Annotated in this window: 14 protein-coding genes; 8 read left to right on the top strand and 6 right to left on the bottom strand. The window is 71.9% G+C overall.

Annotated features, from left to right (window positions below):
• Nucleotide 1 precedes the first annotated feature (1 nt).
• The 4 genes from ABD140_RS13755 to ABD140_RS13740 all read right to left on the bottom strand — a co-directional run bounded on the left by ABD140_RS13755 (nucleotide 2) and on the right by ABD140_RS13740 (nucleotide 4,980).
• Complete coding sequence (locus ABD140_RS13755) at nucleotides 2-1,201, bottom strand: amidohydrolase family protein (protein WP_344240615.1); 1,200 nt, start codon at nucleotides 1,199-1,201, stop codon at nucleotides 2-4.
• Nucleotides 1,202-1,335: 134 nt separating this feature from the next.
• Nucleotides 1,336-1,746, bottom strand: a complete 411-nt coding sequence (locus ABD140_RS13750) for a nuclear transport factor 2 family protein (protein WP_344240613.1) — start codon at nucleotides 1,744-1,746, stop codon at nucleotides 1,336-1,338.
• The gene (locus ABD140_RS13745; RefSeq protein ID WP_344240611.1) at nucleotides 1,743-4,019 is read right to left on the bottom strand and encodes a CaiB/BaiF CoA-transferase family protein; all 2,277 of its coding nucleotides are present in this window, start codon (nucleotides 4,017-4,019) and stop codon (nucleotides 1,743-1,745) included. Before ABD140_RS13745 ends, ABD140_RS13750 begins: the two co-directional genes overlap by 4 nt.
• A 4-nt stretch (nucleotides 4,020-4,023) precedes the next feature.
• Nucleotides 4,024-4,980 carry an LLM class flavin-dependent oxidoreductase gene (locus ABD140_RS13740; RefSeq protein ID WP_344240609.1) on the bottom strand — a complete coding sequence of 319 codons (957 nt, stop codon included), beginning with the start codon at nucleotides 4,978-4,980 and terminating at the stop codon, nucleotides 4,024-4,026.
• A 125-nt stretch (nucleotides 4,981-5,105) separates the two neighbouring features.
• Between ABD140_RS13740 and ABD140_RS13735 the strand changes: the two genes are divergently transcribed.
• From ABD140_RS13735 to ABD140_RS13720, 4 genes are all read left to right on the top strand, one after another.
• The gene (locus ABD140_RS13735; protein ID WP_344240607.1) at nucleotides 5,106-5,516 is read left to right on the top strand and encodes a Zn-ribbon domain-containing OB-fold protein; all 411 of its coding nucleotides are present in this window, start codon (nucleotides 5,106-5,108) and stop codon (nucleotides 5,514-5,516) included.
• Between the two features lie 15 nt (nucleotides 5,517-5,531).
• A complete protein-coding gene (locus ABD140_RS13730) occupies nucleotides 5,532-6,713 on the top strand; it encodes a thiolase family protein (protein WP_344240605.1) in 1,182 nt (393 codons plus the stop codon).
• Between the two features lie 37 nt (nucleotides 6,714-6,750).
• Nucleotides 6,751-7,593 carry an SDR family NAD(P)-dependent oxidoreductase gene (locus ABD140_RS13725; RefSeq protein WP_344240603.1) on the top strand — a complete coding sequence of 281 codons (843 nt, stop codon included), beginning with the start codon at nucleotides 6,751-6,753 and terminating at the stop codon, nucleotides 7,591-7,593.
• A gap of 79 nt (nucleotides 7,594-7,672) precedes the next feature.
• Nucleotides 7,673-8,881 (top strand): amidohydrolase family protein, encoded by a 1,209-nt coding sequence (locus tag ABD140_RS13720; RefSeq protein ID WP_344240601.1) that lies wholly within the window; start codon nucleotides 7,673-7,675, stop codon nucleotides 8,879-8,881.
• Here ABD140_RS13720 and ABD140_RS13715 read toward each other — a convergent pair.
• Nucleotides 8,871-9,860: an endonuclease/exonuclease/phosphatase family protein gene (locus ABD140_RS13715; RefSeq protein WP_344240599.1), complete on the bottom strand. Its 990-nt coding sequence runs from the start codon at nucleotides 9,858-9,860 to the stop codon at nucleotides 8,871-8,873. The two genes, ABD140_RS13720 and ABD140_RS13715, sit on opposite strands and share 11 nt — an antisense overlap.
• A 138-nt stretch (nucleotides 9,861-9,998) precedes the next feature.
• Here ABD140_RS13715 and ABD140_RS13710 point away from each other — a divergent pair, with 138 nt between their 5' ends.
• Both ABD140_RS13710 and ABD140_RS13705 read left to right on the top strand, forming a co-directional pair.
• Nucleotides 9,999-10,685, top strand: coding sequence for a response regulator transcription factor (locus ABD140_RS13710; RefSeq protein ID WP_344240597.1), 687 nt, complete (start codon nucleotides 9,999-10,001; stop codon nucleotides 10,683-10,685).
• Entirely contained in the window at nucleotides 10,678-11,793 is a 1,116-nt protein-coding gene (locus ABD140_RS13705) for a sensor histidine kinase (RefSeq protein WP_425544111.1), read from the top strand. Before ABD140_RS13710 ends, ABD140_RS13705 begins: the two co-directional genes overlap by 8 nt.
• 15 nt (nucleotides 11,794-11,808) lie before the next feature.
• On the opposite strand, the gene ABD140_RS13700 is transcribed toward ABD140_RS13705, so the two are convergent.
• Nucleotides 11,809-12,483 carry an NUDIX domain-containing protein gene (locus ABD140_RS13700; protein ID WP_344240593.1) on the bottom strand — a complete coding sequence of 225 codons (675 nt, stop codon included), beginning with the start codon at nucleotides 12,481-12,483 and terminating at the stop codon, nucleotides 11,809-11,811.
• A 190-nt stretch (nucleotides 12,484-12,673) separates the two neighbouring features.
• Between ABD140_RS13700 and ABD140_RS13695 the strand changes: the two genes are divergently transcribed.
• Nucleotides 12,674-13,009, top strand: a complete 336-nt coding sequence (locus ABD140_RS13695) for a hypothetical protein (protein ID WP_344240591.1) — start codon at nucleotides 12,674-12,676, stop codon at nucleotides 13,007-13,009.
• Nucleotides 13,010-13,047: 38 nt separating this feature from the next.
• On the top strand, nucleotides 13,048-13,386 hold the full coding sequence (locus tag ABD140_RS13690; protein WP_344240589.1) for a hypothetical protein: 339 nt from the start codon (nucleotides 13,048-13,050) through the stop codon (nucleotides 13,384-13,386).
• The last annotated feature ends 87 nt before the right edge of the window (nucleotides 13,387-13,473 follow it).

Raw genomic sequence — 13,473 nt, 5'->3', positions numbered from 1 at the left:
CTCAGGCACCCACCGGTGCGTGGTCGCGCAGGCCGAGCAGCCCTGCGGTGTTGCCGCGCAGCACCTTGCGCGCGACCTCCGGCGGGCAGCCGTCCAGGCGGGGGATGTAGTCGCGCGGCTCCCGCAGGCCCTCGGGGTGGGGGTAGTCCGAGCCGAACAGGACGTGCTCGTCGCCGAGGAGCCCGAGGAGATCGTGGACGTCGTCCTCGGGGAACGGGCAGATCCACAGGTGCTCGGCCAGCGCCTCGCTGGGGCGGTCCGGGAGCCTCCCGCCGATCATCGGGCCGCGGCGGCCGAGCGCGGCCGCCTTGTCGACGGTCTTCATCAGGTGCCTCAGCCAGTTCGACCCGTTCTCGATGGAGAGGACCCGGACCTTGGGGTGGCGGCCGAAGAGGTTGTGCAGGGTCAGCGCGGTGAGCGTGTCCACCAGCGGGCGCTCGGTGTTGCACAGCGCCCACTGCAGGGGCGACTGCTTGTGCGAGGGGTTGGCCGGGTCCTCCGACCACAGCTTGCCGTAGAAGTGCTGGTATCCGCTGTTGGAGGTGTGGAAGACGACCGGGATCCCGGCCTCGGAGACGGTGTCCCAGAACGGGTCGAAGACGGGGTCGGCGGGCGACCTGCCGCCGGTGGGGCCGGGGCACAGGTGGACCAGGCGCGCGCCCGCGCCGATCACCCGCAGCAGCTCGGTCATGGCGTGGCCGGGGTCCAGGAGCGAGAGCATCGGCACGGCGAAGATCCGGCCGTCGTCCCCGTAGCCCCAGTCCTCCTCCAGCCAGCGGTTGAACGCGCGCAGGCTCGCGTACGTCAGCTCGACGTCGTCGCGCATGTCGTTCTCGACCGCCACGCCCATGGTGGGGAGCAGGAGGGACGCCTCGACGCCCTGCTCGTCCATGAGCGCCAGGCGGGCGCCGCGCTCGGTGAACTCCGGGTGGTCCTTGGCGTTGATGACCTCGCGGTGGGTGAACCCGTCGGCGACGCCGCCCACGAACAGCCCTTCCAGCGCGCCGGGCGCCGAGGCGTAGTCGCCGGGCATCACGCTCATGAACGTGCGGCCGCCGCGCAGGAAGATCCGGCCCAGGTCGTCGCCGGGGCGGCGCTCGACGCGCACCGTCTCCGCCTTGAACCGCGCCTCGATGTGCCGGGTGAAGCAGTCGTCGGGCTCGTAGTAGTGCCCGTCGGCATCGATCAGCTGGTACTCCATCGCCGCGCACCCTTCCGGACGGCCCGCCAGGTGCTCCTGGCCCCGGTCCCCTATAAGTAAGTGAACGCCCATTTATTAGTTTTCCCCCGGGCCGTGCCCCCTGTCAAGGCGGGACCGGGCCGGCCTCGCAGCCGTCAGCCGGGCTCGGCGAGGGTGGCCAGCAGGGCGTGGGTGTCCTGCTGGAACACCCGGATCTCCAGGATGAGGCCGTCGGCGGCGGTGAACAGCTCGACGACGTCGCAGGTCGCCGCGCGGCCCGTGGCCTTGGCCGTCCAGGTCTGGGTGGTGACCTGGACGGCCCGCTCGCCGCAGTCCAGGACGCGCGGGTCGGTGATCACGCGGTCCCAGTGGCGGGCGAAGATCGCGCCCATCCCGGTCATGCCCGCACGGCCGGCGTGCCAGCCGCCGTGCGGGAATGAGGCGGGCTGCTGGATGCGGAAGTCCGGATGCAGCAGCGCGAAGGCGCCGTCGAGGTCCCCGGCGGTGAAGCGGCGGTTCATCTCGCGGACCAGCCCGGCCGCGTCCTTCGTCGTTCCGGTGCTCACGTGCGCTCCTCGTCCAGTCGCCGGGCGACCTTGGCCGCCAGGAGTGCGTCGATCTCCCCGTGGGACAGGCCCAGTTCGGCGAGGACCTCCGTGGTGTGCTCGCCCACGCGCGGGAGTGTCAGTTCTGGGCCCTCCGCCGGTCCGGGGCCGTAGCGCAGGAGGGGGCCGATCTGCTCGAAGCGGCCCCAGTCAGCGGTCTCATAGGTGACGACGCGGCCGATCCGGCGGTTCACCGGGTCGTCGAGGACGGCGCGGCGGAACCCGTCGCGGTTCAGGGCCTCGATCGGTTCGGCGAGCAGGCCGAGGTCGCGCAGGCGGGTGGTCCATACGGCTGCGGGCTCTGCGGCGAAGGCCGCTTCCAGGACGGCTTCCGCTTCGCGGGCGGCGGTGTCGGCGGCTCCGCCGCGTAGCGGGGCGTAGGTCTCCGGGAGCCCGCCGATCTCTGAGGCCAGCCGGCGCCAGCCTTCCGCGTCCGGGATGACCAGGGCGAACCAGGCGCCGTCGCCTCCTTCGTAGATGCGGTAGCCCGGTCCGTAGCCCGTCTGCCTCGCATCGAGCGAGGGGCCGGGCACGAGTGCGCCGTCGCGGGTGAAGACGCCGCTGTGCGTGAGCATTCCGGCACCGAGCAGGCTCGTCACCACGCGGCGTCCGCCGCCGTCCGCGGCGCGCGCGTACAGTCCGGCCAGGACGCCCGCGGCGGCCACCCAGCCGCCCGCCATGTCGACGGGGATCCAGGTGGCGGCGATCGGTTCGTTGCCTTCGCCGCCGATGGCGCGCTCGAATCCGGTGACGGCCTGCATGAGCGCGTCGTTGCCGGGGAAGCGGGCGCGGGGGCCGGTGTCGCCGAAGGCGCTGGCGTGGCAGTACACCGCGCCCGGGTTGAGCCGGGCTACGTCCTCCGCGCCGATGCCGAGGCGTTCGGCCACGCCGACCCGGAAGTTGTGCACCACGACGTCGGCCCAGGCCAGCAGCTTCTCCACGGCCCTCCGCGCCTCGGGCGCGCCGATGTCGAGGGCCAGGCTGCGCTTGCCGCGCTGGCACGCGGCGACGGCGTAGGCGGCGGCCCGCATCGCCTCGCCTTCGGGCGGCTCCACTTTGACGACGTCCGCGCCGAGGTCGGCGAGGACCTCGGCGGCGAGCGGGCCCGCCACGAACGCCGAGAAGTCCGCGACCCGCAGCCCGGAGAGCAGGCCCCGTCCGCCGCCGGTCGTGCGGCGTCCGGCGGGCCGTTCGCCGGTGAGGGCGGTGACCGAGACGGGCGAGCCGAGGACGGTGTCCCGCCCGCGCTCGACGGCCAGGCCGATCTCCTTCAGGTGCGGGTCGGCCAGCGCCTCGCCGGGGCCGAGGACGGGTTCGCACGCCACCCCGGCCCGCCGGAGCTCGGCGATCCACACGTCGCGGGGCTTCTTCGCGAACAGGGAGACCCAGCGCTGGGCGCGCTCGCCGAGCCTCCCGGTCATCTGGTCGGTGTAGTAGCCCTTCTCGCTGGGCTCGTCGCCGAGCACTCCGATGAGCGAGGCGTACATGCCCTTGCCGCCGAACCACACCTGGACCAGCTCGCCGTCGGCGCAGCGGTAGAGGAAGTTGGGGAAGGTGGAGCCCTTCTCCCAGTACCCCTCGATCTCGGGGGCGGCGCGCTCCGACCTGCCGATCATGCAGCCGAGCGTGGCGAGCATCCCGTCGTACAGGGAGGTCTCGCTCCAGCCGCCCTCCCCCGTCAGCGCGCGCCGCCGCAGCAGGCCGAGCACCGAGACGGACAGCAGGGAGGCCGCGCCGACGCCGGGCGCCCGCACGTCGACGAAGATCGGGCCCGGCCGGTGGCCGTCGAGCTGGGTGCAGAACCCGGCGGCGGCCTCGACCAGCAATCCGTAGTCGGCCGTGGTGCCCTTGGCCGTCCGGCCGGACCGGCACCGCGCGTACACCAGCGCCGGGTTCGCCTCCGCCAGGTCCCGGTAGCCCAGGCCGCGCCGCTCCACGAGTTCTTCCGGCCCGTAGACCAGCGCCACGTCCGCGGCGCGGAGCAGGGCGAGGATCTCGTCCCGGTCGTCGGTGGCGACGATGCGCTTGTCGCGGTGCCAGGCCCGGCCCCACGGGACGTCCGCGTCGATGGGCGCGGGCCGCGTGCCCACCACCCGCGTCACGCGGGCGCCGAGGTCGGCCAGGAGCAGGCCCGGCACTCCCCCGGCGAGCCCGAGCCCCAGATCGCTGACACCGGCGGCCACCTCGACCACGGACAGGCCCGCGCACGGGCGCGCGGCGGAAGGAGCGTTCACGACATCACCTCACCGGGGCGGGGACGGACAGGCGCGGGAGCACCTCTTCGGCGGCGAGCCGGACGATCTCGAGGGTGTCCTCGCGGGCGGCCGGGGAGATGACGATGTGCCGGGCGCCCGCGTCGACGTAGGCCTGGAGGCGGGCGGCCACCTCCTCGGGGGTGCCGGCGGGGGCGATGCGGTCGAGCATGGCGCCGGGCTTGTCGCCGTAGGCGGAGCCGAGGAATCCGGCGACGTCTTCGCGGGCGCGGTCGCCGTCGGCGCGGATGGAGCAGTAGAGGTACATCATCCACTCGAAGCCCGCGAGGTCCCGGCCGATCGTGTGCGCCTCCTCCTGGACGGCCTGCACGGAGCGGGCGTAGGCGGCCGGGGAGACGAGGTAGGGCATCCAGCCGTCGCCCAGGCGGGCGGCGCGGCGCATGGCGGGCGCCTTGCGGCCGGAGACGACGAGCGGCGGGCCGCCGGGGCGCATCGCGGGCGCTACTTTTCCCGGCGGGCGGACGGGGTGCAGCTCCAGGCCGTCGAAGGAGTGGAACCTGCCGTGATGGCCGACCGGGCCGCCCCGCCAGAGCTTGCGGAGGATCTCCATGCCCTCGTCGGTGCGGGCGCCGCGTTCGCCGACGGGCACGCCGACGGCCTCGAACTCGTGGCGGAACTCGCCGCCGACGCCCACGCCGACGGTGACCCGGCCGCCGGAGCGGGAGTCGAGGTCGGCGAGCTGCTTGGCGACCAGCACCGGCTGGTAGAGCGGCAGGAGCAGGACCGCGGCGCCCACCCGCACCCGCTCGGTCCAGGCCGTCAGCAGGGCGAGCCGGGTGACCGCCTCGCCGGTGGGGCCCGGCGGCAGCACGTGGCCGCCCTGCCAGACCGAGTCGACCGGCAGCCGCTCGACCGCCGCCAGCCAGTCGCGGTCGGGCTCGGGGATCGCCGCCGCTCCGAGGGTGATGCGATCGCCTGCCACCGCGTCTCCTCCGCCGTCCGGCGCCCGGTCTGCTCCGGACCGCCCTGCCGCGAAGATAGCAAACGCTCACTTTTTTATGTAGTACTAGGAGAACGACATTCTCCCCTATCGGAGGCCGAACGTACATGGACGCGACGACCGGGATCCCGCCCGCCGTCACCGAGGAGACCGAGCCGTTCTGGACCGCGGCGAAGGAGGGCCGCCTGCTCGTCGAGCACTGCACGGCCTGCGGCGCCGAGTCGTTCCCGCCGCGCGGGATCTGCCGCTCGTGCCGGGCCAGGACCGTCGGGTTCGCCGAGGTCACCGGCCGCGGCGAGGTCTACAGCCTCACCGTCAACCACCAGCGCTGGCTCCCCGGCCTCGAAGTGCCCTACGCCGTCGTCCTCGTGGAGTTCCCCGGCCGCCCCGGCGTGCGCGTGGCCGGACGGCTGCGGGGCTGCCCGCCCGAGGAGGCGGCCATCGGCATGGCCGTGGAGATCGGCTTCGAGCCGGGTCCGGGCGGGTTCGCCATCCCCAGCTTCACCGCCGCGCGCTGAACGGAAGGCCTCCTCTTGAGCACCGACCTCTTCGAACGCCGGGTCGTGATCTCCGGCGTCGGCCAGTCCGCGATCGGCCGCCGGATCGACCGCTCCGGGCTCCAGCTCACGCTCGACGCCGTCCTCGCCGCGATCGAGGACGCCGGACTGACCCCCGACGACATCGACGGCCTCGCCATGTTCCCCGGCGGCGGCGCGGCCAACCTGCCCGGTTACGCCAACGGCAACCTCTACGAGGTCCAGGACGCGCTGCGGATCACGACGACCTGGCGCCAGGGCGTCAACGAGGGGATGGCGCTGCCCTTCTACGGGCCCGCCATGGCGGTGGCGACCGGCCAGGCCCGGCACGCCGTCGTCTGGCGGACGGTGAAGGAGGGCAGCGCCGCCCGCGGGGCCGGCGGCCGCCCGGCTTACGGGTCGACCAAGCCCGTCGCGGAGGGGCCTCTGGCCTGGCTGCTGCCGGTCGGCATGCTGTCGCCCGTCTGCCAGGTCGCCCCTTACGCCACCCGCTACATGCACGAGTACGGGGTCACCCGCGAGCAGCTCGCGTGGATCCCGGTGACGCAGCGGGCGCACGCCGCGCTCAACCCCGACGCCGTCTACCGGACGCCGCTGAGCGTGGAGGACTACCTCGCCTCGCGGATGATCTCGACGCCGATGTGCCTGTACGACTGCGACGTGCCCGCCGACGGCGCGACCGCGATCGTCGTCTCGGCCGCCGAGACCGCGTCCGGCCTGCGGGCGCCCGTCCGGGTCGAGGCGATGGCCGGGGTCGTCGAGGGGCGTCCGTCATGGGAGCAGTGGGAGGACATGGGGCGCGTCGGGCACGGCGCGGCGTCGGCGATGTGGGCGCGCACCGACCTGCGGCCCGGTGACGTGGACACCGCGCAGCTCTACGACGGCTTCACCATCGAGGCCGTCTGGTGGCTGGAGGCCATGGGCTTCTGCGGGACGGGCGAGGCGGGGGCGTTCGTGGAGGGCGGCAAGCGCATCTCGCTCGGCGGGGAGCTGCCGCTCAACACCTGGGGCGGCCAGCTGTCGGGAGGCCGTCTGCACGCCGCCTTCGGGCACACCGCCGAGGCGGTGCGCCAGTTGCGCGGCGAGGCGGGGGCCCGGCAGGTCGCCGGGGCCGAGGTCGCCGCGGTGACGAACGTCGGGGGCATCGAGGCGGGCGCGGCGCTGCTGACGCGCTGGTAGCAGGAACGTTCACACGAGTGGAAGGGAAGACGAGGACATGGTGGAGCGCAGAGGGCGGGTCGAGGACAAGGTCGCGATCGTGACGGGTGCGGGCTCGACGCCCGGGCCCGGCATCGGGACGGGGAGGGCGACGGCGGTCGTGCTGGCGCGGGAGGGGGCGAGCGTCCTGCTCGTGGACCTGCACGCCGAGCGCGCCGAGGAGACGCGCAAGCTGATCGAGGCCGAAGGCGGACGGGCCGAGGTCTTCTCCGGCGACGTCACCCGTGCCGTGGACTGCGAGGAGATGGTCGCTTCGGCCGTGGACGCCTTCGGGACCGTGGACATCCTGGTGAACAACATCGGCCGCGCCGCGCTGGGCACCGTCGTGGACACCAGCGAGGAGGACTGGGACCTCGCCATGGACGTCAACCTGCGCACCGCCTTCCTGGCCTCCAAGTACGCGGTGCCGGTGATGGCGGCCAAGGGCGCCGGGTCGATCGTCAACGTCTCCTCCATCTCGGCGCTGCGCGGCGACGGCACGGTCGCCTACTCGGCGGCCAAGGGCGGGATGGTCGCGATGACGGTGGACATGGCCTACTCGCACGGCCGGCAGGGCATCCGCGTCAACGCCGTGGCCCCCGGGCACATCACCACGCCGATGGTCATGTCGGTCTCCGCGCCCGGTCCCCGCGCGGAGTTCATGAACGCCATGCGCAGCGAGGCGGGCCTGCTGGGCACGTCCGGCGACGGCTGGGACGTGGGCTGGGCGGCGGCGTTCCTGGCGAGCGACGAGGCTCGCTGGATCACCGGCGCCGTCCTGCCCGTGGACTCGGGCGTGCTCAGCGTGACCCCGCTGATGATGGCCCCGCACCTGCGCGGCGTCCCCGAGCCGCGCGGCTGAGCCATTGCGCGCGGACGGAACCCGCGCCTAATGTAAGTAAGCACACACTCTCTTAGTGGCGCAGAAGGAGCTCACGCGCATGGCTGATCAGGACGCGGTCGGGACCGCTCTCTGCGAGCGCTACGCGGTCGCCGACGTCGACTCCCACATCATCGAGCCCGCCGACCTGTGGACGTCCCGCATCCCGACGTCCAAATGGGGTGATCTCGTCCCGCACGTGAGGTTCCACGAGCGGCGCCAGGAGGACGTCTGGTACATCGGCGACCGCAAGCTGTACGGCGTGGGCGCCTTCGCCCAGGCGGGCTGGTCGGAGTTCCCCCCGTCGCACCCCAAGCGCCTGTCGGAGGCGCTGCCCGCCGCCGTCGACCCCAAGGAGCGCCTGGCCTACAACGACAGAGTCGGCGTCCACTACCAGGTGATGTATCCGAACATCGTGGGCTTCCACAGCCACCGGTTCCTCAACCAGATGCCGCGCGAACTGGCGACCCTGTGCGTGAAGGCCTACAACGACTGGATCACCGAGTTCTGCTCCGCCGACCCCAAGCGCCTCATCCCCATGATGATGCTCCCCTTCTGGGACATCGACGAGTCCGTCGCCGAGATGAAGCGCGCCTACGAGATGGGCCACAAGGGCGTCCTTTTCGCCGCCCGCTACGACAAGGTCGGCCTCCCCCGCCTCGCCGACGACTACTGGGAGCCGCTCCTGGGCCAGGCCCAGGAGATGGACCTCAGCATGAACTTCCACGTCGGCTTCCTCGCCTCCGACGAGGACCTCAAGGGCGCCGTCGACCAGTCCAAGAAGGAGGACTTCACCCGGGAGAGCTCCCTGGTCCTCCTGGGCAACGCCCAGAACATCGCCGAGGTCGTCCTCACCGGCGTCTGCCACCGCTACCCCGACCTGAAGTTCGTCTCCGTCGAGAACGGCGCCGGCTGGCTCCCGTTCTTCAGCGAGACCATGGACTGGCAGTGGCTGAACGTCGGCGCCCACAAGGACCACCCCGACCGCCTCCTCCCCAGCGAGTACATGAAGCGCCAGATCTACGGCATGTTCTGGTTCGAACGCCGGTCCGTCCGCGCCGTCATCGACCAGCTCGGCGACAACCTCATGTTCGAGACCGACTTCCCCCACGCCACCAGCCTCTCCCCCGGCCCCGCCTCCGAGTCCCCCAGCCCCCGCGACGTCATGGAACTCGCCCTCGGCGGCCTCCCCGAAGACACCATCGGCAAGGTCCTCCAACACACCGCCACCAAGCTCTACAACCTGGAGCCCCCGGCACTCACCAGGTGATTCCGGCTGCCACCGGCAGGTGGTCGCTGCCGGTGGGCGGCAGCAGTCGGGCGTTCTCCGGCTTCACGCCTCTGACCAGGATCTGGTCGATCCGTACCATCGGGAACTTCGCGGGCCAGCTGAAGCCGAAGCCGTTCCCGGCTGTTTCCTGTGCCGAGTGCAGCCGCGAGGTGAGGGTGGCGAACGCGCGGTCGTCCAGGGTGCCGTTCAGGTCGCCGAGCAGGACCACTCGCTCGTTCTGCTCGGCGGCGACGGCCCTGCCGAGCGCCTGCGCGCCTCTGTCGCGGTGGACCGTCCAGAAGCCCGACCTGGGATTCACTCGTGCGGATCCCAGGTGGGCCACGTACACCGCCAGCGGGCCCCGGTCCGTGGCCACCGTGGTGCGCAGCGCCCGGTTGTAGGCCAGCTTCACGGCGGCCGGCTTGGTGGCCGCCAACGGCCCGTAGTCCATTTCGGTGTCGACCGGGCGGGTGTCCGACAGCGGGAACCTGCTCCACAGCCCGACCGTGCCCTGCACGGTGTGGTGCGGGTATGTCTTCGACAGCTCCTTCTCGTATGCGCTCCTGGCCTGCGGGGTCAGTTCCTGCAGGGCCAGGACGTCCGCGCCGGAGGCGGCCAGGGCGCGGGCCGTGCCGGTCGGGTCGGGGTTGTCGGCGCCGACGTTGTGGCCGGCCACGGTGAGGTCGCCGCCCGGGTGGGACCTGTCTCCGAGCAGGCCGCCGAAGAGGTTCAGCCACACCGCGACCGGCAGCAGCAGGGCGACCGCCGCGGAAGCGGAGCGGCGCCAGAACGCTCCGGCCAGCAGTGCCGGGATGAACAGGCCGAACCAGGGCAGGAAGGTCTCCACCAGGCTGCCGAGGTTCCCCATCCGGTTCGGGATCCTCGCGTGCAGCAGCATGAGCAGGCCCAGCAGCAGCGCCAGCGCCGCGAGGACCGGGCCGCGCTTCCAGATCGTTCGACCTCGCTCACCGCCGTTCACCGCCGCATCCTCGGATCCTGGGCGGGGTCGGCGTACGGGAATGTGAAGCATGCCGTCAGTCAAGGCGGTGGGGTGTTGCCGGAGCGTATGGGGTTTTCGATACGTCGGCGATATGCGCCGGCTCGTAGCATCGGCGTCATGCGCGTGCTGATCGTCGAGGACGAGCCCTACCTGGCCGAGGCCATCCGCGACGGTCTGCGGCTGGAGGCGATCGCGGCGGACATCGCGGGGGACGGGGACACCGCGTGGGAACTGCTGGGCGTCAACTCCTATGACATCGCCGTCCTCGACCGCGACATCCCCGGACCGTCCGGTGACGAGATCGCCGAGCGCGTCGTCGCCTCCGGCAGCGGCATGCCGATCATCATGCTCACCGCGGCCGACCGCCTCGATGACAAGGCGTCCGGGTTCGCGCTCGGCGCCGACGACTACCTCACCAAGCCGTTCGAGCTGCGCGAACTCGTCCTCAGGCTCAGAGCGCTCGACCGCAGGCGTGCCCACAGCAGGCCGCCCGTGCGGGAGATCGCGGGCCTGCGGCTGGACCCGTTCCGCCGCGAGGTCTACCGCGACGGCCGCTACGTCGCGCTCACCCGGAAGCAGTTCGCCGCGCTCGAAGTCCTCGTCGCCGCCGAAGGCGGTGTCGTCAGCGCCGAAGAGCTCCTGGCCCGCGCGTGGGACGAGAACGCCGACCCGTTCACCAACGCCGTGCGCATCACCGTCTCGGCGCTGCGCAAACGTCTCGGCGAACCCTGGGTCATCGCCACCGTGCCGGGCGTCGGCTACCGCATCGACGTGCGGCCGGAGGACGGGCACGAAGGTGGATAGGCCGCCCGGGTTGAGCGTCCGCCTCAAGCTCACCCTCAGTTACGCCGGATTCCTCATGTTCGCAGGTGTCCTGCTGCTCGCGGCGGTGTGGGTGTTCCTCCTGCGCTACGTCCCCGACCGCGCGCTCATCGTCCCCGGCTCCACCGGCGTCCCCGTGCAGGAGGTCTTTCCCATCCGGTCCAGCCTCCTGCGCGTCTTCGCTCCGAGGGCGGCCGTGGTGATGGCGTTCCTGCTGGTGTTCGGCCTCGCGGGAGGGTGGATCCTCGCCGGCCGGATGCTCGCCCCCCTGACCCGCATCACCGGCGCCACCCGTCTGGCCTCGACCGGATCGCTCTCCCACCGGATCCGCCTGCCGGGCCGCGAAGACGAGTTCCGCGAACTCGCCGACGCCTTCGACACGATGCTCGCCCGGCTCGAAGCACACGTCGCCGAACAGCGGAGGTTCGCGGCCAACGCCTCCCACGAGCTGCGCACGCCGCTGGCGGTCTCGAAGGCCCTCCTCGACGTGGCCCGCACCGATCCGGACCACGTCACCGGCGAGGTCATCGACCGCCTCCACGCCGTCAACACCCGGGCGATCGACATGACCGAGGCGCTGCTCCTGCTCAGCCGCGCCGACCAGCGTTCCTTCGCGCGCGAACCCGTCGACCTTTCCCTCCTGGCGGAAGAGGCCACCGAAACGCTCCTCCCCCTGGCGGAAGAGCACGGCGTCACCATCGAGACCTCCGGCGACATCGCCCCCACACTCGGCTCACCAGCACTCCTGCTGCAACTGACCATGAACCTCGTGCAGAACGCGATCGTCCACAACCTGCCCGAACACGGCACCGTTTGGGTGAACACCACCATCAGCCCCGAGTCGGTGATGCTCACCGTCGAGAACACCGGCAAGCAACTCACCCCCCAGCTGGTCTCCACACTCACAGAGCCCTTCCAACGCGGCACCGAACGCGTACACGCCGGCCACGCAGGCGTCGGCCTCGGCCTGACCATCGTCAAAACCATCACCCGCGCCCACGACGGAACCCTCACCCTCACCCCCCGCCCCACCGGCGGAATCCGCATCACCGTGGAACTCCCCGCGATCATCCCGCCCACCGACAGCTGAGGCGGTGGCGGAGGGTCAGGCCGAAGAGCGGCGGGGGAACGTCGCCAACTTGTTCATGAAGCGGGACAGATAGGGCTCAAAGCCGGCGGGAGGCTCGGGCGGTTCGGTGAGGAGGAACCAGCAGGTGCGGGTGAACTCCGTCAGGTCCGGGATGAGCGGCTGTGCCTGGTCGGCGTCGAAGACGAACCACAGCGACACATCGGTGTGCGGGTGCGGGGGCCGCGTCTCGGTGACCGTCAGAAAGAACGGGCCCGGCCCGAGGTGCGGATGGGGCGGCGGGGTGATGCCCAACTCTTCGTCCAGTTCGCGTACCGCGGCGGCACGGGGGTCCTCACCGTCGTCGACGTGCCCGCCGGGCGGCAGCCACGTCCGGGCCTTGGCGTGGTCGACGAGCAGCAGAGCGCCGGCCCGCTCGTCCAGGAGCACCGTGTAGACGACAAGGTGCCGCGGCGGCGTCGCGGGTTTGGCGGTACGGAACAGCGGGGCACCGGAGTCCACCCAGTCGAGCGCCCACCTGCGATCGGCTTCCTCACGCTCGTCGAACGGCTCGACGGCTTCCAGCAAAGCGCGGACTCGTCGACGGGAAGCATCGCCGGCCGGGGTCATCGAATGCCTTCCGGAAGCGACGCCATGCCGGCAGCCTACCGGCGGGACGTGCGGCTGGAGCGGGCCCACGCGATCGACGGTCATGCGCCGCCCACCCAGCCCATGATGTCCGGAACGTCCTCTCCCGATCAGGTGCCTGCTCCGTATGGCCTCCGGGACATCGGGGTTCGCGCTTCGCTGGATGTACGTGTTTTCCCGGATCCATGCGTCCACCAGCCACGATTACCTTGAGTTCATGAAGTACGACTCAAAGTGAGGAACACGGAGGGCCGGAATGCTCCGCTTCACCCTCGGCAAGATCACTGCGACGGCCGCCGCGGTGGCCGCGCTCATATCCCTGTCCCCCGCTTCCGCGAACGCGCGGCAGGCCGCCCGCGCCTTCGAGTACAAGGGGCAGACCTGCAACGACCACAGCTACGACCGCACCGCGAGCTACCACTGCTGGGCGGGACCGCGCGACGCGCGGATCTACCAGACCCAGGTCAGGTGCAGCGACGGCTCCTACAGGCACGGCAACTACGAGCGTTACACCTCCAACTACTTCTCGCTCGTGTCCTGCCCGCCGGGCACGAGGGTGACCTGGTCCCGTCCCGAGCCCCAGTACGTCTGACGTCCCGCGCCGCCGAACACGAACGAAGGGAAACCCCCGTGAAGACGAACGCACGACTCACCATGGCGGTGCTCGCGACCGCGGCGGCCTCCGCCGCGGGGCTCGCCGCTCTTCCCGCCGGAGCAGCGCACGCCGCCTCGGCCGTCCAGATCGACGGGCAGGCCGGCAGGAAGATCACCTGCTCGACGTACCGGAGCCCGGACGGCAAGCGCATCGGCGTCGGCTGCGACAGGGGCCGCTACTACGTCCTCGGCACGGCATGCGGGCCGGGGCGCTGCACCACCATCGGCGGGCCCATCGTGAACGCGCCCGCGATCTCGTGGGCGCACGCGGGCAGCGGCTACTTCGGCGGCGACATCCGCGCGGTCTTCGTCTGACCCGAGACCGGGCGGACGCCCCTATGCGCGGACGGTGCCGGGACCGCGCCCCGGCACCGTCCGCGCGACGGCGGAACACGGCATCTC

Origin of the sequence: Actinocorallia libanotica, from assembly GCF_039525175.1 — a bacterium.
GTDB lineage: Bacteria > Actinomycetota > Actinomycetes > Streptosporangiales > Streptosporangiaceae > Actinocorallia > Actinocorallia libanotica.
This window is presented reverse-complemented; position numbering and strand designations above follow the sequence as displayed.